The sequence below is a fragment of the Oliverpabstia sp. genome (assembly GCF_022785585.1).
Taxonomy (GTDB): Bacteria; Bacillota; Clostridia; order Lachnospirales; family Lachnospiraceae; genus Oliverpabstia; species Oliverpabstia intestinalis.
Window position 1 is genome coordinate 1 of record NZ_JALFPR010000078.1, and the last position, 21,801, is coordinate 21,801.

The window sequence follows — 21,801 nt, forward strand, 5'->3', positions numbered from 1 at the left end:
TACATGACAACGATCGCACAGAAAATTCTTGAAATCAGTGTGGACAGTGCCGCACCGGCCACTCCCATATGGAAACCGAAAATCAGAATCGCATTTCCCACAATATTCATAATATTAGAGATCACCGAGATGGTCATAGGCAGTCTCGTATTTTCCTGTGCCCGAAATACGGAAGATCCCGCATTAAAAACTGCAATAAACGGAAACGAAAGGGCTGTATACAGGAAGTATATCTCGGAATTGATCATTACTTCCGCTTCCACTTTTCCGAAGATCAGATGCAACAGTGGAATCTGAAATACCACACAGACTACAGTCAGTACTACAGCAATCGCCGTGATAATAAAAATCAGCTGTTTTGCCGCATCGGTGGCATTTTTTGTATTTTTCTGTCCCATGTACTGGGAACAGATGATGGTTCCTCCTGCTGCCAGCGCAGCAAACACCTGGATCACCAGCACATTGATCGAATCCACCAGCGATACCGCCGAGATAGCCGCCGATCCCACGTTGCTGACCATCATCGTATCTGCCGTTCCCATCAGAGAATTCAGAATCTGTTCCACAACCACCGGCACCAGCAATGCCCACAGTTGTTTGTTAGTAAATAGATGTTTCTTTTCTCCCGGTTCTGTTTCCATGTTTTTTCCCCACTCTTTTCGCTGCTCATTATTTTCAATCAGTATTATTTTAGCTTTCTCCTATCTATTATGCAACCCCGGAATTCCTCTCTTTTCCGGTATTTTTTCCGGATCGTATGTGTCCAGGAGATTTCTCATTCCATAAAGAAATGTTTCCAGATCTCCTGCCACTTTCATCTGTCGGTCCCAGATATTACTTTCCGGAAAAGACCAGCGCAGATAACTCCAGATTTCCTTTAATTTAAATAGTGCCTTCTCTTCATTGATCGAGATTCTTACATATTCATCCCTCAGCTGTCCGGCAAATGCTTCCCATACCGATTTTTCCGGTAAGTCTTTTCCATGCAGCTGTCCGGTCAGCCCCGGATGTCGAAGAACACCTCTTCCGATCATCACCGCTGTAATCTGTGGAAATTCTCTTTCTATCCTTTTCAGATCCTCCACCGTAAAAATATCGCCGTTATAACAGAGCGGGGCTTTCCGCACCTCGTATGCCCCGGAAAATGCATCCAGCCGTGGTGTTCCACTATAAAAATCTTCCCTTACCCGCGGATGAATAATCAGCTCTTCCAACGGATAACCGTTAAAAATCTCCATCAGCGGTCCAATCTCTTCAGGATCGTAACGTCCCAGTCTGGTCTTAATGGAAATTTTCATGTCCAGCTGTTCAAAAATCTTATCCAGAAATTTACGCAGTCCTTCTTTGTCCTGTAAAAAACCGGAACCTCTGCCCCCGTTCACCACCGTTTTCGAAGGGCACCCCAGGTTCAGATTGATTTCCTCATAGCCATATTCCTGCATCCCCCTTGCGGTGCGGATAAAAGCCTCACTGTTATTTGTCAGAATCTGCGGGATCAGTATTATTCCCCGGTTATTCTCCGGCAGGATATCATTTCGTTCTTTGTAATTAAAAAGTCGTCCCTTTTGTTCTTTTGCTGCGACAAACGGAGCAAAATATTTATCAAAAGGATAAAAATATGCATGATATGCATTGCGAAAAACATATCCCGTCACCTCTTCGAGGGGAGCCATATAGTATCTCAAACCTCTTCCTCCCCCAGACGGATCCGTTCCATACGTGCTGCTGTTTCTTCGTCCAGATGGTCAAACAGATAATTTTTCTCTGAAGAACTTTTTTGTCTTGCAGTCTCCCGAATCTGATGGCTGACCTCGATCACATCTTCCAGCAGTTCCCGTGCCGACATTCTCTGTCCACCCTGCCCCAGAATGATGACCTGTTCCAGCTGGTCGGAGGTGGCAACTGTCACACGGTATTTTCTCCCGATCTCATGCACCGTTTTTTCAATGTACTGGTCGGCGGTTTCCGCCTCTTTCGTATAAACCACATGAATATTATGGTATGTTTCCACGCTGCCCGGATTGCCTTTCACTTTGTAAGCATCAAATACAAGAATCAGCGTGGATTTTTTGAATCCCTGATAATTACACAGAATATCCATCAGTTTTTCCCGGGCACCGTCGATGTTGACTGCTGCCAGTTCTTTCAGATCCTCCCAGGCAAAAATGATGTTATAACCGTCCACCAGCAGATACTCTTTTTCTCCATCCGGCGTTTTTTTCTGTTTATAGTCACTGGTTGATTTGCCGTATCCTTCCAGCGGATCCCGGCGGCTCTTTTTCCAACCTTTTACACTCCTGCCGGCCGGCGGTTCTTCTCCAAGTTTCCGGATCGGACCGTAGGTACGCTCAAAGATTTCTTCCAGCTCTTTCTCGGTCGCCAGGTATTTTTCATTTTCTTCTTTCCAGTTTTTCGCCGTTACCGGTTTCTCCGGTTTCGTCTCCTGACCGGCGGGTGCATTCCAGCCGCTCTCCACATGCATATATTCTTCCACCTGATCCCAGTTGACCACAAACCCGGCACCGTGTGCACAAAAGACCGATCCGGTCGGATTCTCAAGATCAGCTTCCGGATCGTATCCAACCGCCTCCACGACTTCTTCCTGATTGTGGCACGGATAATATCCTTTTAAGGTACAGGAGAGTCTTCCCCTGCCACTGGTGTAGGAAATCACTTCTTTCTGATAATCTCGCATCGTGACAACCGGCGCGGATCCGGTCAGCACCGTCATCTCGCCTTCTGTCTTCGGCGGATCAAATTCTCCGAGCATCTTCTGGATATCGGTCATGCTTCGTCCTACCTGCTCCGAAGGCACTTCCAACCGGAACTCATAATACGGTTCCAGTAACTGACTTTTCGCCTTGCGAAGTCCCTGTCTTACGGCACGATACGTCGCCTGACGGAAATCCCCGCCCTCGGTATGTTTGATATGTGCCCGTCCGGTCAGAAGTGTGATCTTCATATCCGTGATCGGAGCTCCGAGCAACACCCCCTTGTGTTCCCGCTCTTCCAGATGGGTCAGAATCAGCCGCTGCCAGTTCCGGTCCAGCACATCCTCGCTGCAATCTGTGGCAAAGGTAAGGCCACTTCCTGTTTCGCCCGGTTCTAAGAGGAGATGCACTTCCGCATAGTGACGCAGCGGTTCAAAATGACCTATTCCTTCCACTGGTTCAAGAATCGTTTCTTTATAGACAATATTTCCCTCATCGAAAGTCACAGTCATACCGAAACGTTCTTTGATCAGACTTTTTAAGATCTCGATCTGTACTTCTCCCATGACCTGTGCATAGATTTCTCCAAGCGTTCCGTTCCATACAATATGTAACAGTGGTTCCTCTTCCTCCAGCTGTCGAAGCTGCAGCAGTGCCTGGTGCACATTAACTTCTTCCGGAAGTCCGATACGATAAGACAGCACCGGTTCCAGCACTGGCATATCGGATGCCTGTTCGCTTCCCAGTCCCTGCCCGGGATATGTCGCAGTAAGCCCGGTCACCGCACAGACCGTTCCTGCTTTTACTTCCGAAACCATCGTATATTTTTCCCCGGAATAGATACGGATCTGATTGACTTTTTCCTGCCAGATGCCCTCGCCGCTCTCCCCCGGTTTTCCATTCGAAAGTACCGATTTCACCTTCAGTGCTCCGCCGGTGATCTTCATATGGGAAAGCCGTTCTCCCTGACTGTCTCTGGTAATTTTATAAATCTTTGCCCCAAAACTTTCCGGATACGATGACTCCCGGATACGAAGTTTCAGATCCTCCAGGAATCCTTTCACACCGGTCAGCTTCAGTGCCGACCCGAAATAACATGGAAAGAGTTTTCTCTCCCGGACCATTTTCTGAATCTGCACTCTGCTGATTTCTTCTCCTTCCAGATAGGCTTCCATCACCTGTTCATCACAGACGGCCACTTGCTCCTTCCAGTCTTCACTGGTCTGATCCGCGGAAAAATCCACACAATTTGTATCCAATTTTTCTTTTAATTCCACAAGCAAAGTCTCCCGGTCTGTTCCCGGCTGATCCATCTTGTTGATGAATAAAAAAACCGGAATCTGATATCGGGAAAGCAACCGCCACAGTGTCTCTGTATGTCCCTGCACACCGTCTGCCCCGCTGATAACCAGGATCCCATAGTCAAGAACCTGCAGCGTTCTCTCCATCTCAGCAGAAAAGTCCACATGTCCAGGCGTATCCAAAAGCGTGATCCCGAACTCCCCAAGGGTACACTCTGCCTGTTTTGAAAAAATCGTGATTCCCCGGTTTCTCTCTAAGGTATTCGTATCTAAAAATGCATCCTGGTGATCCACACGTCCCAGCTTCCGAATCGCTTTACAAGTATATAAAATACCTTCGGACAAAGTGGTCTTTCCCGCATCCACATGTGCCAGGATTCCCATCGTAATCTGTTTTTCCGGTTTATTTTCTGATGTAAATCCCATCGAAAATACCCCTTTCTGTCGTTATTTGTAACTGTTCAGTAACTTCGCAGATCCTGTCTACTGAATAGTAATCGCATTTATTACGATTTATCATAACACAGAAAGGGGCTTTCGTCCATTCGTCCATATAGGAAACTCTCGATATTCTTTTTTCATAACTGTTCCATACTCATCTATTGCCTGGCTTTAACACCAGCAGTATATCTTTTCCGGTCTCTGCTCCGTCTGCGGACATTCTCCCGGGAGATAACCTGCTTCTTTCATATAAGAGATCGGTACATCTGTACTCTCTTTTTTCATACTTACTTCATGTCCCTGGCGGTCGAACATCTTCATCTCCAGACTGCCATCGACCAGATATGGTCCGACCAGAATACCATCCAGATCCAAACCGAAGTTTCGGCTCCGGATCATATGCAGCAGTCCATCATTCATCTCTCCACCATTTTTTCTGATGTCATAGATCAGGAATCCGTTCTCTGTCCCCTGATATTTATGAAAAATAATCTGTCTGGCCATATCCTTTACTCCTTTTCGTTTTTCACCTCTTGATACTTTTATTATAACAGAAATTTTTTAAATAAATTTTCTTTTTCTGCTGTATATATTCAAAATAGTGCTGTATACTGACAGTAACAGATTTATGCATCCTAGAGCGTGTCTAAAAAAGGCTCTAGCACAAAGGAGGTTATCATGCCAGATATTTATCAGAAAAGCGGATATCTGAACAGTCCGTTCCGGCTTTTTTATCTTGAAGATCTGCCCGGGCGGGAATATGCCTATCACTATCATGACTTTCACAAATTGTTGATTTTCCTGAACGGAACGGTAAGCTACCGGGTGGAGGGCCGGGAATACGATCTGAAACCGGGCGATCAGGTGCTGATTCCTGCCGGTGAGATCCACTGCCCGGTGGTGCATCCCAGTGCAACCTATACCCGGTTGATCGCGTATATCTCACCGAACTATTTTTCAACCCTTTCCGGGGAATGTGACCTCTCCGGCTGTTTTTCCCATGCACTGGAAGCTCATGAAAATCTGATCCGCATTCCCGATTATTTTTCCGGTTCATTATATCCGGTTTTGCAGGAGCTGATCCGAACATTTTCTTCGGAAGATTTTGGTACTTCTTTTTATCAGAAGTTAAAATTCGCAGAGTATCTTCTGCTGTTGAACCGTTATCTGTTGAAGCAGGAAAATCAGAAAATCTCTCTGATTCTTCCCACCGCCAATCCACAGATCTTACAGATTCTTGACTATATCAATGCTCATCTGACACAAGACCTGTCCATCGACAAAATCGCAGATGCTGCCTTCCTGAACCGCTCCTATCTGATGCATCTGTTTCGTGACGAAACCGGATATACGATTGGAAAATACATAACAGAAAAACGCCTCTATCTGGCAAATCATGCCATCGAACAGGGCGTTTCTGTCACCGATGCCTGCTATCAGAGCGGATTTCGCAACTATACAACCTTCTACAAGGCGTATCGAAACAAATATCACAAATCTCCAAAGCAGGCACGAAAATAATTTAATTTGCTGTCATCTTCACTTTACTCTGTTTTTCCCATTTCCGCATCGTATAGATATAATAGGGAATTAACGGAATCAGCGCAGAGATCCATGCAGCAGGATCTGCCAGACATACCCCGGCAAAACTGGTGTGTCCTGCTACCAGCATGATAATTCCGGTTCTTGCCACCAGTTCAAAGATTCCACCGACCATCGGCACCAGACCATAGCCCAGTCCCTGCAGGGCGTTTCGATATAGGAAGATGCTTCCAAGGAACGGATAGCACCAGAATACTGTGTGGAAATATGTCTCCGCCACATCCAGTACCTGCGTCTCCGATGCATCAATAAATAAAAGTGCCATATGTCTTCCGAGGAAATACAGGATCAGCATGGCAAAGATGCTGTATACAAAGATCATCAGCTGCGTACAGCGCACACCCTGTTTGACTCTGTCCATTTTCCCCGCTCCGCGGTTCTGTCCAACATAGGTAGCGATGGTCGCACCAAAAGCGACAAACACGGTACTGAAAATATTCTGCAGTTTTCCTGCTGCCGAAAACCCTGCCATATAATTTTCCCCGTATACATTGATCGCGCCCTGCACCACAATGACACCGATCGCGGTGATAGAAAACTGCAATGCCATCGGAATACCGAGTGCCAGAAGTTTTCCCAGCTCCTGAAAAGAAACTGTAAAGTTTTCTTTTTTCAGATGAAGAATCGGGAATTTTTTCACGATGTAGATCAGGCATAAAATCGCTGAAATTGCCTGTGCGATCACCGTTGCATACGCACAGCCTTCCACTCCCATGCCCACATAGATGATAAATACAATATCCAACAGTACGTTGATCGCCGCTGAAATAATCAGGAAATAGAGCGGTGATTTGGAATCCCCCAGTGCACGCAGGAATGCTGCCAGCGCGTTATAGGCTGCCGTTACGATCAGACCGGCATAGATGATTCCCATATAGGAAGTTACATCCGGCATAATCTCTTCTGAATAATTCATCAGATGCATGATCGGACGGTTGGCAATTTCAAAACCTATCGTCATGGTTACAGCAAATGCTAGCATCAAATAGATGGACATTGCCACATAGTGACGCATCCGGTCGTATTTTTTTGCACCGAACCACTGTGCTACGAGAATCGCAAATCCACTGCTGAGTCCGTTCAGCCAGCCGGTGACAAAAAACATCAGCGAACCGGTACTTCCGATCGCTGCCAGTGCCCGCACCCCGAGAAACTGTCCTGCTACGATAGAATCTGCAATGTTATAAAACTGCTGAAAGATGTTTCCGAGAAACATGGGAATCATAAACTGTATGATCAGTTTTACCGGACTCCCGGATGTCATATCCCGAATGGTACTGTTTCCCCCGTTTTTTTCCATTTCCTGTTTTCCTTTCTTTTATCCTCTTACTTATGATTTTTGTTACCTGGAGCGTGTCTGAAAAATCATTTCCACAAACTGAAACTCGCAGCTCACGAAAAGCCTTTTTTAGACACGCTCTAAGGTATTATAATCATTTCACAGGAAAATGTAATAATTTTTCTTTCGATTTTCCGCAGTCCCATATTTATTTTTACCAGTCTGCCTCCGGGTCAAAGGTGATATCTGCCTGATACTCTTCTCCTTCTCCCTGGTTTAAAAAGTTCTCCAGTGACTCTTTGATTTCTTCCTCTTTCCCCTGCAATTCATCCGGAATCATCAGATCAAAAACCACCTTGATCTTATCGTCACACGAATGTATCCGAAAATCGTGCATCGCAAGTCGGCTGTCTTTCTGTACCAGCCACTGTTTCACCAGCTTCTGCATCCGGTTAATCTCCACATCGTCTGTGATCACCGGATCAAGATGAATAACCAGATTTGTTCCGTATTCTTCCAGGCATTTCCGTTCGATCTGATCCACCACTTCATGACACGCCATCAGATTGTCATCTTTATCAAATTCCACATGGATACTCGCGTACCGTTTTCCCGGACCGTAATCATGTACCATCAGATCGTGACAGCCAAGTACCATGGGATAGGTCATAATTTCTTCTGTCAGTTCTTTCCGAAAATCAGATTTTACTCCTTCTCCGAGAAGTGGGGAAATCGTATCTCTCGCCAGTCCGATGCCGCTCCAGAGAATAAAGACAGACACCAGAATTCCCATGATACCATCTACCTTCCATCCGGTTGCATGCTCGATCAGAGCAGCGATCAGAACCGCCGTTGTCGTCAGCACATCATTTCTGCTGTCTGCTGCGGTAGCTATCAGCGTCGTGGAATCAATTCTTTTTCCCATCCTGGTATTAAAGATCATCATCCCTGCTTTTACCAGAATCGATGCAATCAGGACAATCATGGACAGAAGAGAAAATTCTACTGCCACCGGATGAAGCACCTTCTCCACCGAACTTTTTGCCAGCTCGAATCCGATAAACAAGATCATCACCGACACCGTAAGGCTTGCCAGATACTCGAACCTTGCATGTCCGTAAGGGTGTTCTTTATCTGCCGGTTTCTCTGCCAGTTTGAATCCGGTCAGCGTCACGATGGAACTTGCCGCATCGGACAGGTTGTTTAAGCCGTCTGCTGTAATCGACATGGAACCCGAAAGTTTTCCGACTGCCAGCTTACTTCCCGCCAGACCGACATTGCATACAATCCCTACCAGGCCGGACAGCTTTCCAAGAGCCGCACGTTTTGCAGAATCCTGTAAATCTTTTTGTTTCATAAGTTTTACCTCCGTTTTTGGCTTCATCATCACTCTTCTTTACAATAAAAAAACACCCATGGGACAATATAAGTAAACTACTGTCCCACAGATGTCACGTTCTCATCTGCTGCCCTTGTCGGGCCCGGCCCCATGGATCTCCATCGCCTGCTCAGTTTGTACTGTAGATTGATATGCAGTGCAAATTGTGTTTCAAGTATATTAACACATGTATTGGTGATTGGCAAGGGACTTTGCATCCGAACTTTTGTTAGTTTTGATATTTTTGTTGCTCACTCAGCACACCTGAACTGCCATGTTTCTTTCGTCCTTTTTTATATTGATACATATCCTGATCGGCTCTGTCTTTGACAACTGCAATATCTTCACCTGAAAATGGAGCTGATCCGTAAGAAACGGTTGGTAAAAATGTGAACTTTCTTCTTTTCTCTACCCACCGCCGCAAAAATTCCTGTCTGCATTCTTCTTCTTTCGCTCTGTTCTTCAATAATACACAAAACTCGTCACCACCTATACGATAACAATATCCAAAGTCTGCATATGCTTTTTTGATACATTCCGCAATACCCGCAAGGCAAAGATCACCTTTCACGTGACCATGGCAGTCATTGACCTGTTTGAAATCATCCACATCAAACACTACCAGCACTCCACTGTTGTATTTTATCTTTTGGGTCTGGTTCAAATAGCTGTTCTGATTCAAAAGTCCTGTGAGTGCATCCAACTGATTCCACATCTCATTACAATAGATAAAATATAATACAGAAAGCAACGTAACACATAGCCATGTAACATGAAGTTCAGGCAGTGCAACCTGAATGACTGTTTCAACCATCACAAAAAGAATCAATGGATAGATCAGCATCCTGCTGCGATTCTGAAATTCTCTGGCTGTGATGATCGTAGATATCGAAAGATACAAAATTGCCCCAAAATACATGATGACATATATGTAAAAATGCGGACCACGTGAATACATATTATCCACACTCACGGAGAATACCATTCCATATGGAACAGAGACCAGCAGAAACATAAGATATGCGATCTCACAACACACTGCAATTCTGATCTTGCGTCGGAGAGCTGTCTTTCTGTCCAATACATATACAAGACAGACAGACACCGCCGGCGACAGGCCAAACCCCAGATAATTAGACACAATATTCAGCCATCGGTATCCGGACGGTAAGCCATCCACAACCACTGTTATGACCTCCAGCACTGAAATTCCTGCGATCATAAGATAGGCCATAAAAAAACCTCGCTTTTGTTTTTTGCTAAGCGATTCACTCAGATGTGTAAGTATGCACATAAAGCATAAAACAAAAAGATCAATTGTAGTCAATACATAAAAATATCCATCCATTACAAAACTTTCCATTCTTTTTCACGAGTATTTACTCTGTTTAGCGACAGCAAAAGATTCTATCGAATTCATAAATCTCATACTATATTCTAACAAACTATACATGAAAAAGATATATTTTTCTTCTTCATGTTTTTATTCCTCCACCTGTATAGTTTTTTCCCCACCCTGCGAGGGTTGTTGATATACATACTATAGCAGACCGGAATATCCTTTCTGGATTTGCAAAAGTTACAACTGTTGGCTAATGAATAGCTGCCGGAAGTTTACAGCTGCTTCAAACTGATCAGCTGCTTCATATATCCCCGAAGATTATCCAAAGGGCTTTGCACATCATCCTCTGTTCTGGCAGAAGCAGCAAACAGAAAGATCCAGTCATATGGATTTCCTTCATATAAAATCGGAAGTCCTACATCAGACAATTCGTCATTCATATAGCACAAAAAGCGTTCCTTATTATCTCCGATATCTTCGTATGGGAATTTCTCTCCATTTTCTGCGTTTTCCAGTGCGATTTCTATCCGGAATCTGTAAAACAGCAGAAGGATCAGGATTTTACGTACCCGTTCAAAGGATACCTTTTTTCCGTTCGGCACCTTCTCGATTCCGTCCCGATCGGGAAATACGCTCTCCGCAATCGGATGGATCCCTTCATTCCCTGCTAAAAAAGGTTTTAAAGAACGATCTTTTCCCCATCTGGACGTATAGGTGTCCGATAAACCGAGAATCTGCAGAAGGATTCCAAATGTAGAGCTGGCATCTGCTCTTCGCTCTTTTTTTCCGTCACCAACCCTTCGTTCTGCTTCTATCTTCTCTTCTTCGGTCAGGTACTGATCTATTCCATAGAGAATTCTTCTCTCTTTTTCACAGAGCCCGTTTTCTTCTGCCAGTTCCTTCCACAGTTCCTGAATTCTTACAGAACCGGAGGCGTTGTTGTAGCCAAACTGAGCAATATGTCGGTTGATATAATCTAGAAGTTCCTCTGTCTTCGTAAAGGATTCCACTTCGTTACGGATCCGCTGAGTATAAATAACATCCTCTATCTCACCAAGTGGGATATTTTTTGTTTCCGGAAGCCGTTCTATGATTTTTCTTGCATCCGAATAAGAAATTTCATTTTTCAAAGCAAAATAGTATACCAAAAGCAAAAAAATAGATGCATAAGATTTCTCTGTCCTTATGCATCTACTTGATATTTTCTAACTCTCTTCAGCTTTCACTAACGTAATCGTCCCATTATCCAGGCATTCCACAAATTTGTAGACCAGATCCGGGTCGAATTGCTTTCCGGCGTCCTGAAGAAGCTTCTCCCTTGCTACATTCAACGGAAAGGCCTTTTTATAACAACGTTTGGATGTCATGGCATCAAAGGAATCTGCCACACACAGGATCCGTGCTGTCAGAGGTATATCCTCTCCTGCGATCCGTCGTGGATATCCTTTGCCATCATACCGTTCATGATGACCGATAACAGCCGGAATAACATAATCCAGAGAAGGCAGATGACGGATAATATCGATAGATGATTCCACATGTCCCTTGATCGTTTCATACTCATCGTCTGTCAGTTTGTCGGCCTTATTTAATACATACTCCGGGATACCAATCTTACCAACATCGTGTAAAAGGGCTGCCTGGCGAATGATCTCCACCATATCTTCATTCATGCCAAGTGCTGTTGCAAGCGCTGTTGCATAATAGGCCACATTTGTGGAATGGCTGAATGTATAATGATCCTTTGCATCGATTGCTGCTGTCAGAGCATAGATGGTTGATTCATATTCCTGGTAAATATGTGCCCGGTTTGTTGACACTATATTCTTGTTGGCATTGCGGAACATGGTATCAAAGACCTGGATCCCGTTCTTTCCACTGTGTTTCACATGGTAAACTGCAAGATCCACATTCTCCATCAGTTCCTTCACATTTTTTGCCGCATAAGGTGCCGCGCTGATTCCCACACTGACCGTAATTGCTTTCAGCTTCATGTCCGTCCTGCAGTTATTCATAACAGAAATCTGCTTTTCAATGGATTCCACCAGATTTCTGGCAGAGAAAAGATCATATCCCGGCAACAAAACAGCATATTCTTTTCCACCGTAACGGGCAGCATATCCGTTTTCTCCCACACTGCTCTGGATGATTTTTGCAATATGCTGGAGACACAGATCACCTTCTTTCAGACCATACAGCTGATTATATAACTTAAAATCATCTACATTGATAAGTGCAAGTGCCAACGATCCATCTTTATTCTTTTCGAATTCTTCATGAAGCACTTCATGGAAATATTTCCGGTTCAACAAGCCGGTCATCTCATCCGTTCTTGCCTCAATGCAGGCTTTTTCATACATTCTTGCATTCTTAATCGCAATAGAAGCCACCGATGTGATGTTTGAGATCAGTTCCACTTCATCATAGACCAATCTCTTTTTCCCTGAATCTGCTGTAATCAATATCACCCCCGCCAAAGTATCACCGTCTTTTAATCCGGCACAATAGCGCGTGTGCTTCTTATCCAGATGATGTTTTTCTTCCTCCCACATGGACTTATACTCTACAGAATATCGAAAATCCCTGTAAACCAGCGGCTCTTCATGATCTTTCAACCATTGTATCATCGGATTTTCTTCTTCCAGAGAAAATGCCAGATCGTTAAGAGGCTGGTCACTTGCAACTCCACAGTAAGCCTCTCCGGGCGCTTTCTGCATACATATATAGATATTACCCACATCCATCAGTTCTTTCATCACCCGGATGGTTCGATCCAGAATTTCCTGAAGATCCAGGGTTTTTGAAATCGCTGAATTAAATTTCCTTAACTTCTCCGCCTGATGGTTCTCTTCCCTTACAAATACACTGCGGATCAAAAGCTTCCACAGATAAGTAAAGATTGCATAGGTAATCAGAAAAGCAATGGCAAATACAAGGGTGTACATGGTGATATTATTATCCGGCTGCATATGGAGAATCTTTTGCAGAAACGGCATGATATTTAAAAATACAAGAACAGAAAACAGGAATCCTACGCCATAGCACAAACTGGGAGATGCCAGCATCTGGAGGCGGAACAATCGTCTTCGAATCAGTGCATAAAACAGTAAAAATACATTTACCACACCACTTAAAATATCAATCGGAAAACCGCTGAAAAATGGAATTCCAAGAAATGCATTGCCAAAAAACAGTGCAAGTACCCCCATCATCACCGGCTCATACTGAACTTTCATGGTAGGGTTTTCTTTACAGATCCGTACAAGAATTACAAAAAGGTGGATCAGAAAAAGTCCTGCCGGAATGAAAAATACAATAATAGAAGGGTTGATCTCATATACAAAGGTTTGTCCCCCTCTTTTTTCTATCATCTTAGGAGATTCCAGAAAAACTCCAAATTGGGCATTCACCCAAAAGCAGATCAGCATGGTCACCAGGTATATTCTACCGACGGATCCGTTCCTGACTCCGCCAAAGGCAAGAATAAAACGATAATACGCATATGGCAGTAATAAAATTCCCAACAGGGAAACCTGATACCAGAATTCACATCCCGGCCAGAACTGTGCTCGCATGAAGGCAGAGCCTCCTGTCCAGAAAAGCAATCCCAGCAATACCACCAGAAAACTGTTTATGATTTTATTTTTCTTTGCTGTTAAAAACATCAACAGCAGAAAGCCATAGCACAGCATGGCTATAATTGATATATATCCGTAGGTTCCCATAAATTTCCCTTATCCCATTCTTTGTTTCACTCATAACTGTTCCATGCCTGCACAGTTATCTTACTTTATTTAGATATTCCTGTACATCCAGTAATTCCTTCATATCATAATGAGAAGGATTCATCTGATGTATCTTTTTGCCTGTCTTTTTCTCATAAGCTTCAAAGGTTCCGCAGGTGAAAATTGTAACCTGTAACGGATCCATACCCAGAATTTTCTTCAGATCCCGATAATCCTGATCAATATATTTGAAATATGTACTCAGTAAATCCTTTAAAATATTGGCACTCATGGCATTGCTAAGAAGTGCCTCCTGCTCCAGTTCCACATACATGTGAAGATACGGTCGGTTCTGCTCATTGTATTCCTTCGCTGCCACCCAGTTGGTGATCGGAAGTTTGGAAAGGCTGATCACACTTCGAATTCCATTTTCCGAAATTCTGGTGAAACCTGCAATATCAATGATCCAGGGTACCCGGTCCACATATTCAAAACGGGGGATCCTGGTCTCATCTTCCCGATTTTCCAATCCCACACAGCGATACGTATCTCCACAACGATAACGGGCAAACGCACCGCCTTTCAGAATCGTAAATACCAGCTCATACTTTTCACCGGGTCTCACCTCATCCATCAGATAGGTAGGCGGAATATATGACGGATCGTCATAATTTCTCATCATATCTTTCTCTGTAATAAACTCATAGAACGCAGTATCCGGGAAGAAATACATTCCCTTTCTTGTCCATGTCTCTGTACCCATAATAGAAGGCTCCGTACCGGCGAACAATTCCATGGGACGAATGCCCCAAAGTTCTTCCAGATCATCTTTATAGCACAGGTTATCCGTACCTGCCACCATAAATCCTTTCAGATGAAACAAATCCTTTGGAAGAAATGGTCTGTTTTCTTTCTTACACCGGTGCTTTGCCTGAATCATACGTAAGATCATATGAGGCTTGCATTTCATAAGACTTGACAGTTTGATACCGCCACCTCCGCCACTGGTCAGAGAAGAAAGGCTCAGACTCACTGCGTAAGCCACACTTCCAAGACCAAAGAAAAATCCAAGATCCTTTTGCATAGCCATCTTAAATCCCAGTTTATTTCTTTCGCTGAAGCTCATATTTACAGCTTCATCAACTGCCGGTAAAAATTCAATCCCGATCTCCTCACCCAATGCCAGCGGAAAAAGTCCGGTTGCAAAAGGCAACGGTGCCAGGGCATACAAAAATTTGTCTGTAGCTGCCACATCAAAAGAGCCCTTTTCTTTACTGGTAGAAAGAATCAGACATGCTGTCACGTTGTTGCGATAGGTATCCAGCATGCTTCTGGTATAGGGTGCCACCTTAATAGGATGCTTACCACCCTCCCAGGTCGTCTGGATCCAGATAACCGGATTGCCCGGAAGCATATCCGGCTGCTTGGTAAGCAATACATCTGCATAATCTTCATAGGTTGTCAATGGCACCATTTTCCGAAATTCATCCAGATTCGTCGGATGCTTTCCCTTCAAAATGGACTGTCCCAGACCACAGTTACTCCATAACCGGATCTGCTCCTCCATCAATCGCCGTTGAATCTTCATATATCCATCCATGGACAAATCAAGGAATCCACAGTACTGCTGCCAGATTTCTTTATACTGTTGTTTCTTTAATTTTTCTTCTAAATTCATAGTCTGTCCGCTCCAGATCGATCATTGTTTTCTGACACTATAGAAACATGCCTGTATGCTTTCTTTATTTGGTATTAAAAAGGGAGTGTTTTTCTGATATTCTCTATAATTAAAAAACGTCTGCGGAAAAGTCCACAGATCCTGAAAAATGATATACAGATAATTCCAAAAAATCATAAGTAAAAAATAGATTCCCTGTTTCCATCCGCCAAACATTCCCCACATACAAAGATATGCACCTGCAAACCACAAAACGCCGGGATGCCGACACAATCCATACACCCCTTCTGTGTATGCAGCCCGTAATCTGTTTTCTTCACAATAGGTTTGCTCAAAAGGAAGAGCGAAAAACAAGGTGTATATAAGAAGTGCCAAAAAGCACATTGCTCCAATTCCGAATCCAATCATTCTTCCGATCCTGTGACTGCACTGTCCCCATGCAAACCAAAGTTCCATGAACAGTGACAAAACAACCAGAATAGTGCCCGCTGCGAAAAATTTTTGTAACAACCTGTTCTGTTTTCTAACACTGTTTATATCGTAAATAAAGTACAGAAGAAACCCTGCACTCCCTAAAATAATCTGCTGCATTTCTATTCTCCGAATTTTGTACACAATACTATACAGACGCATAATCACGCACTTTTAATTATAATAAAAGTCACTATAAATAGCAAGGATAATTTGGTTTTGCTGTACAAAGGAGATTTTATTTTCCATATAAGTGTTATGCATAATGCATAATTGCATTACTGTTTTCGTGGTTGGTTTGCAGTTGTTACCATTTGATTAATGTTATTTGTCTGTATTTACTATTTTATATGTAAATATATCAACTTGTAATCTTCCCATATATTTTACCAGGTAAAGATATATTGTTTAACTGAGTAATTTTGTAAAATACTTTCACCCTTCACAACTGTTCACCGGCTTCTTGCCTCTCCTGAGAGCCACTCTGGGCGGTTGTATTTCACCTTGACATAAATATCCATGGTGATCTTGCTGCTTTCATGACCGGCAACCATTCAAAGACGAATATTAGAGCCACGAAAGCGATTTTCTGCTTGTTGGGGAAACTCCCCAATCCCCATAGAACGCTGCCTGCAGCATCGGGCTGCGCATCCGTTCCGGATGCTTTAACGGCAGTTCCCGCCAAAGGAAAAGCCGGGGTGAATCATCACCCCGGCTTCAAAAAACATTTACTTGTGCTTGCGGCCTCCACGCTTTTTGTAGTCCTCGTCTATACGCTTTTTCCAGTCTGCGCTCAGCGGGGCACTGCACCGTACAGAGCTGATTGTTTCACTGACTACCTCATAATTCAACGCGGTTCCTTCGCTGTCGCACTGATAGTTGGCTGCACGATCTGCACCGATTCCGAACTGGCTTGCGGTCTCTACTGCGTCAATATTAGCACCAAGGAACAAAAACTCCCAACCGTATTTTGCTTTCTGCCACTCGATCATCTGCTTCACTTTTTCGCTGTTGTACCGGTGGCTGGCATTTTCCATTCCGTCCGTAGTGATTACAAACATGGTGTGTTCCGGCACATCCTCCTGTCTTGCGTACTTATGAACATTTCCAATGTGATGAATCGCACCACCGATGGCATCTAAGAGTGCTGTGCATCCACGAACCGTGTAATCCCGGTCAGTCATCGGTTGGATATCCTTTACATTTACGCGGTCATGCAGGACTTCGCTCACATTGTCAAACAGCACCGTTGAGATCAGTGCTTCGCCCTATGCTTTTTTCTGCTGCTCAATCATGGAATTGAATCCGCCGATGGTATCCCGTTCCAGTCCGCTCATGGAACCGCTGCGATCTAAGATAAAAACGATCTCTGTTAAATTCTTTCTCATATGCTTGTCCTCCCAAAATCTCGCCCTTGCGGGCTCGCTGTCGCGGTATTCGCCAAGGTTTCGAGCAAGCTCGAACTTTGGCTCATTACACGCGCATATGGCTGCTCGGTTTCGTATCTTACAGCCATAGTATAGCGATTTTCTTTCGTGGAGTGGTCGCATGGAAAGCGACATTTCTTTGTCCTTATGCTCCGATCAGGCTCTGGTCAAAAGCAAACAGTGCTTCGTTGATTTCATACACATTGTAGTTTCCCCGTTCGACAAAATATTCTACAATGATATCGAATTTGCTCGAACGGGAAAGGGTAAACCCTGCCTTGCCGAGCATCTCCTGCATCTGGGCAAGCGGCAACTCCAAAGCCAGAGCAAATGCCAGCACCGTAGGTTTGGATGGCTTATAGAATTTATCCGAACGGATCTTAGAGAAGAGTTTCCGGTCAATGTTTGCCTTCTTGTAACACTGGGCATCCGTCATGCCGCTTTCATCAATCTTCCGCAGCAGCATTTCCGAAAAGCTCTCATCCATCTGTCCCAGTGCCTCTTCCAGAGATTGACTGCTGCAAGATTTACAGATTGCTTCGGGCGGCAGCGGGGCAGGTGCAGCTTCAAAACAGGATTCCTCTGACAATACTTCGAGCCGCCGTCTCTGTTCTGACCGGCTGTCCGTATGTTCATCCACATACCGGTCATCTATGTACGCCGCGATATCGGCAAACAATTTTCCGCTAATCTGATATGCTTTTCGGTCAAAGACAACGATGTAGACCATTATCTCATTTTCCAGCAGGAACGTACTGATGGTATCGACTGCAACCTTCAGAGCCTGCTCTTTTGGATAGCCGTAAATACCGGAGGAAATCAGCGGAAAGGCCACCGACTGACAGCCATTTTCTTTCGCCAGGTTCAAAGATGTCCGATAGCAGGATTCCAGAAGCTCCTGCTCCCGATGCTTGCCATCCCGCCAGCGCGGGCCGACTGCATGGATCACATATTTGCAGGGTAAACGGTACCCCTTTGTAATTTTAGCACTTCCGGTCTCGCAGCCATGCAGCGTACTGCACTCTGCAAGCAGCTCCGGTCCGGCGGCACGATGAATGCAGCCGTCCACACCGCCGCCGCCCAAAAGAGAAGTGTTGGCAGCATTGACGATTGCATCAACGCTCATTTTTGTAATATCGTTTCTGATAATCTGCAATGGCATGAAACATACCCCCATTCGTCAATTTAACTTTCTATCTGTAGTATAGCTTCTTTTGTGTTAAGATGCAAAATTCAAGTTAATACCGATAAGCCCCTGCTATCAAGACTAACTCTTTGTGCCTATCGTTGAAATAAACGCTCCTTATGGGTATAATATAAGGAAACCCAACAGCTGGTTAAAAAGTGTCAGTTCCTTTTCCAATGGAATCGGCGGAACTCTGTTTTTCGGAATCTCTGATGACCGGAAAACTATCGGCTTGTCCGATGTTCAAAAAGATTCATCATTTTAACATCAAACACATGTCGTTCATATATATGTGGAGTATAATCCAAATATGTGTGTTTGATGATATCGCAAATTATTTATATCTGGTCTGAAAAAAGCATTTTCAGGAATATACAAAGATTTATTATTATACTGTTTTAGATAATCACTCTCCACTTCTGGATGAACAACTACTTTAAGGTTATCATCAACATTGAACATTCCTTTATCCTATTTCAGTTTTCCATATTGCTCATCATCTAAAGCTTCCAGCCATTCATTGCTGCCATTCTCGCCGGGAACCTCAATGGCAAGATGGCTAAACCATGAATCCGGTGCTGCTCCATGCCAGTGCTTTACACCGGCAGGAATATTGATGCAGTCACCCGGCTTCATGAGAGTTGCATCCTTGCCCCATTCCTGATAATATCCCCGTCCGGCTACACAGACTAAAATCTGTCCGCCGCCATTGTCCGCATGATGGATATGCCAATTGTTACGGCAGCCCGGCTCAAATGTTACATTATAGATTCCCACCTGATCGATTGAAACTGGTGCAAGATAGCTTTGTCCGACAAAATACTGAGCAAAAGCATCGTTTGGCTCACCAATTGGAAATATCATTTGCGCAGCATGGGCGGACCTCGCATCCTCAGCCGAAGTTCCCTTTGCAGATAATTCGTCCGTCCATACTTCCTTTGCCATATGAAACACAGCCCAGCCCTTTGGCCATCCTGCATAAAATGCCACATGGGTGATTACCGCAGCGATCTCTTTTCTTGTCACTCCGTGATTTTTTGCATTTTCCAGATGATATTTGAGTGAGGAATCCGTCACACCCGAAGACATCAGTGCAACCACTGTAATGATGCTCCTCGTCTTTAAATCAATATCCTCATTATTCCAATTCTCGCCAAAGAGCACATCATCATTAAAATGTGCAAATTCTGGTGCAAATCCGGAAAGTGCATCCCTGCCTGCTGTCTGTACTATTTTTCCCATAATCAAAAATCTCCTCTTCTACACTACATTTCCTGCTTTTTGTTTCCCATTCTGCGCCATGACACCAACCAGCGCATGTGGAACATACATCTCCTCCAGATAGGAAATTTCATCCGCTGTCAATTCCAAATCTACAGCTTTTGCCGCCCCGTCTGCATGAGAAAATTTTGTTGCTCCCACCACTGGAGAAGTAACCTTTGTCAATAGCCACGCCAACGAAATTTCCGTCATGGAAACATTCCTCTTATCCGCAAGCTCCGCTACTCTGGCAATGATTCGTGCATCCGCTTCTGCTGTGGCATCATACTTAAATTTTGCATATGCGTCTTCTTCCAGACGCTTTGATGTCTCACCCGGACGCTTTGAGAGTCTGCCGCCTGCAAGTGAACTGTATGGCGTCATTGCAATATTTTCCGAATAGCAGAACGGTGCCATTTCCCGTTCTTCTTCTCTTGCAATCAGATTATAATGCCCCTGAATCGAAATAAACTCTGTCATTCCGTTTTCTCTTGCATAGTAATTTGCCTTGGCAAGTTGCCATGCAAAGCAGTTGGATATACCGATATATCTGGCTTTGCCAGCCTTCACAGCCCTATTAAGTCCATCCATGATTTCCTCCATAGGGGTATGATAATCCCACATATGATAGATATAAAGATCCACATAGTCCATACCGAGATTGCTAAGACTCTGATTCAGGTAATTTTCTATATGTTTCTGTCCGCTCATGCCGCCGTCAATTTCTTCCTGCGTTCTCGGTGTGAATTTCGTTGCAATCACATAATCATCACGCTTTGCAAAATCACGAAGTGCTTTTCCGACATACTGCTCGCTTGTACCATTCTGATATGCGATTGCCGTATCATAAAAATTGATACCAAGGTCAAGTCCATGCTTAATGATTTCTCTTGTCTGCGCCTCATCTAATGTCCAGCTGTGCTGTCCGATAGACGCATTTCCAAAACCCATGCATCCCATGCAGATGCGGGATACATTTAAATCCGACTTTCCAAGTTTTGCATACTTCATAAAGACACCTCCCGAATTAAAGACTTTCAAGCAGTTTCTTCATCTTATCAACATCACTGCTACTCCTAACAAGATAGCCCTCTTTGATTTCAACCCCTGACGAAACAGACGCTTTCAATCCATCCACTGTTTTTCCAAACCCACTACCGCCAGATGTAGCAAACAGTACAATTTTCTTTCCGGTAAAATCATAACTTTCCAGAAAACTGTTGATGATGGTTGGCGCAACATACCACCAGATCGGGAAGCCTAACAGGATCACATCGTAATCCTCAATATGCGCATCCTTATTTGCCAATGCCGGACGAAAAGCCTTATCATTCATCTCCACGGAACTGCGGGAATTCTTATTCATCCATTCCAAATCATCGCTTGTGTAAGGTACTTCCGGTCTGATTTCATAAAGATCACTTCCGACTGCCTTTGCAATTTCTTTTGCCTTCTGAGCGGTTGTTCCGCTGGCACTAAAATAAGCAACTAATACTTTTTCCATTTTACTCATTACCTCCATTTACTTTTTCTATTTGATGCAGCATATAATCCAGTTCAAGCTGCTCCTTATTTCAAATATTCTTCAAAAAACGCTGCAATCTTCTCAAAAGGAATCACATTCGCATTATCGTATAAATCCGTTTGAACAGCATCCGGAATGATCATCAGTTCCTCTGTTTTCATCTTCATTTACACATTCTCCTGAATATTTTTGATAAATCTTGCAGGTACACCCCCATAGACGGTACATGCCGGTACATCCTTGGTTACGACAGCACCCGCAGCAATCACTGCACCATCTCCGATCGTGACACCTTTACAAATGGTTGCATTGGCACCTATCCAGACATTTTTTCCTATATGGATTGGTGCAGGAATCAGATTGCCCCGATGCTTTGGATTAAGACTGTGGTCTAGCGTAGCAATCACCACATTATGTCCAATTGGTGTGGTATAAAAAAAGTTGACATCTTATTCTCAAGGATTTCATGATAGAA

Annotated in this window: 19 protein-coding genes, 1 pseudogene and 1 riboswitch; of the genes and pseudogenes, 2 read left to right on the forward strand and 18 right to left on the reverse strand. The window is 44.0% G+C overall.

Annotated features, from left to right (window positions below; all coding sequences use genetic code 11):
• The 4 genes from MSA64_RS04880 to MSA64_RS04895 form a co-directional block, all read right to left on the reverse strand.
• Positions 1-641, reverse strand: a 641-nt coding sequence (locus MSA64_RS04880) for an MATE family efflux transporter (RefSeq protein ID WP_287890822.1), incomplete at its 3' end; no start/stop codon positions are given.
• A 60-nt stretch (positions 642-701) separates the two neighbouring features.
• The gene (locus tag MSA64_RS04885; RefSeq protein ID WP_287890824.1) at positions 702-1,685 is read right to left on the reverse strand and encodes a tRNA dihydrouridine synthase; all 984 of its coding nucleotides are present in this window, start codon (positions 1,683-1,685) and stop codon (positions 702-704) included.
• Positions 1,682-4,438: a translation factor GTPase family protein gene (locus tag MSA64_RS04890; protein ID WP_287890826.1), complete on the reverse strand. Its 2,757-nt coding sequence runs from the start codon at positions 4,436-4,438 to the stop codon at positions 1,682-1,684. Before MSA64_RS04890 ends, MSA64_RS04885 begins: the two co-directional genes overlap by 4 nt.
• 186 nt (positions 4,439-4,624) lie before the next feature.
• On the reverse strand, positions 4,625-4,957 hold the full coding sequence (locus MSA64_RS04895; protein WP_022170830.1) for a diaminopimelate epimerase: 333 nt from the start codon (positions 4,955-4,957) through the stop codon (positions 4,625-4,627).
• A gap of 174 nt (positions 4,958-5,131) precedes the next feature.
• Between MSA64_RS04895 and MSA64_RS04900 the strand changes: the two genes are divergently transcribed.
• Positions 5,132-5,974, forward strand: coding sequence for an AraC family transcriptional regulator (locus MSA64_RS04900; RefSeq protein WP_287890828.1), 843 nt, complete (start codon positions 5,132-5,134; stop codon positions 5,972-5,974).
• A gap of 1 nt (position 5,975) precedes the next feature.
• Here MSA64_RS04900 and MSA64_RS04905 read toward each other — a convergent pair whose 3' ends face one another.
• From MSA64_RS04905 to MSA64_RS04945, 9 genes are all read right to left on the reverse strand, one after another.
• Positions 5,976-7,355: an MATE family efflux transporter gene (locus tag MSA64_RS04905; RefSeq protein ID WP_154432208.1), complete on the reverse strand. Its 1,380-nt coding sequence runs from the start codon at positions 7,353-7,355 to the stop codon at positions 5,976-5,978.
• A gap of 193 nt (positions 7,356-7,548) precedes the next feature.
• A complete protein-coding gene (locus MSA64_RS04910) occupies positions 7,549-8,691 on the reverse strand; it encodes a cation diffusion facilitator family transporter (protein WP_154432207.1) in 1,143 nt (380 codons plus the stop codon).
• Positions 8,692-8,769: 78 nt separating this feature from the next.
• A riboswitch (NiCo riboswitch) is annotated at positions 8,770-8,856 on the reverse strand.
• 85 nt (positions 8,857-8,941) lie between these two features.
• Positions 8,942-9,946, reverse strand: coding sequence for a GGDEF domain-containing protein (locus MSA64_RS04915; RefSeq protein ID WP_235904484.1), 1,005 nt, complete (start codon positions 9,944-9,946; stop codon positions 8,942-8,944).
• A gap of 380 nt (positions 9,947-10,326) precedes the next feature.
• A complete protein-coding gene (locus MSA64_RS04920) occupies positions 10,327-11,184 on the reverse strand; it encodes a hypothetical protein (protein ID WP_154432205.1) in 858 nt (285 codons plus the stop codon).
• 75 nt (positions 11,185-11,259) lie between these two features.
• Positions 11,260-13,779: an HD domain-containing phosphohydrolase gene (locus tag MSA64_RS04925; protein ID WP_154432204.1), complete on the reverse strand. Its 2,520-nt coding sequence runs from the start codon at positions 13,777-13,779 to the stop codon at positions 11,260-11,262.
• A gap of 55 nt (positions 13,780-13,834) precedes the next feature.
• Positions 13,835-15,457 carry a GH3 family domain-containing protein gene (locus tag MSA64_RS04930; protein ID WP_154432203.1) on the reverse strand — a complete coding sequence of 541 codons (1,623 nt, stop codon included), beginning with the start codon at positions 15,455-15,457 and terminating at the stop codon, positions 13,835-13,837.
• 21 nt (positions 15,458-15,478) lie between these two features.
• Positions 15,479-16,048, reverse strand: a complete 570-nt coding sequence (locus tag MSA64_RS04935) for a hypothetical protein (protein WP_117524155.1) — start codon at positions 16,046-16,048, stop codon at positions 15,479-15,481.
• 608 nt (positions 16,049-16,656) lie between these two features.
• Positions 16,657-17,112 carry a hypothetical protein gene (locus MSA64_RS04940; protein WP_334302747.1) on the reverse strand — a complete coding sequence of 152 codons (456 nt, stop codon included), beginning with the start codon at positions 17,110-17,112 and terminating at the stop codon, positions 16,657-16,659.
• A 388-nt stretch (positions 17,113-17,500) separates the two neighbouring features.
• The gene (locus MSA64_RS04945) at positions 17,501-18,517 is read right to left on the reverse strand and encodes an O-acetyl-ADP-ribose deacetylase (protein WP_154432200.1); all 1,017 of its coding nucleotides are present in this window, start codon (positions 18,515-18,517) and stop codon (positions 17,501-17,503) included.
• A 115-nt stretch (positions 18,518-18,632) separates the two neighbouring features.
• On the opposite strand from MSA64_RS04945, the pseudogene MSA64_RS04950 reads away from it, so the two are divergent.
• Positions 18,633-18,797, forward strand: a pseudogene (locus MSA64_RS04950) (AlbA family DNA-binding domain-containing protein); the annotation flags it as partial.
• A gap of 215 nt (positions 18,798-19,012) precedes the next feature.
• Here the strand turns inward: MSA64_RS04950 and MSA64_RS04955 are convergent.
• The 5 genes from MSA64_RS04955 to MSA64_RS04975 all read right to left on the reverse strand — a co-directional run bounded on the left by MSA64_RS04955 (position 19,013) and on the right by MSA64_RS04975 (position 21,733).
• Positions 19,013-19,783, reverse strand: a complete 771-nt coding sequence (locus MSA64_RS04955) for a carboxymuconolactone decarboxylase family protein (RefSeq protein WP_117524119.1) — start codon at positions 19,781-19,783, stop codon at positions 19,013-19,015.
• Positions 19,784-19,801: 18 nt separating this feature from the next.
• The gene (locus tag MSA64_RS04960) at positions 19,802-20,812 is read right to left on the reverse strand and encodes an aldo/keto reductase (RefSeq protein ID WP_287890835.1); all 1,011 of its coding nucleotides are present in this window, start codon (positions 20,810-20,812) and stop codon (positions 19,802-19,804) included.
• A 16-nt stretch (positions 20,813-20,828) separates the two neighbouring features.
• A complete protein-coding gene (locus MSA64_RS04965) occupies positions 20,829-21,305 on the reverse strand; it encodes a flavodoxin (RefSeq protein WP_287890837.1) in 477 nt (158 codons plus the stop codon).
• A 65-nt stretch (positions 21,306-21,370) separates the two neighbouring features.
• A complete protein-coding gene (locus tag MSA64_RS04970) occupies positions 21,371-21,493 on the reverse strand; it encodes a hypothetical protein (RefSeq protein ID WP_330639053.1) in 123 nt (40 codons plus the stop codon).
• Positions 21,494-21,733, reverse strand: coding sequence for an acyltransferase (locus tag MSA64_RS04975; protein ID WP_330639054.1), 240 nt, complete (start codon positions 21,731-21,733; stop codon positions 21,494-21,496).
• Positions 21,734-21,801 lie beyond the last annotated feature (68 nt).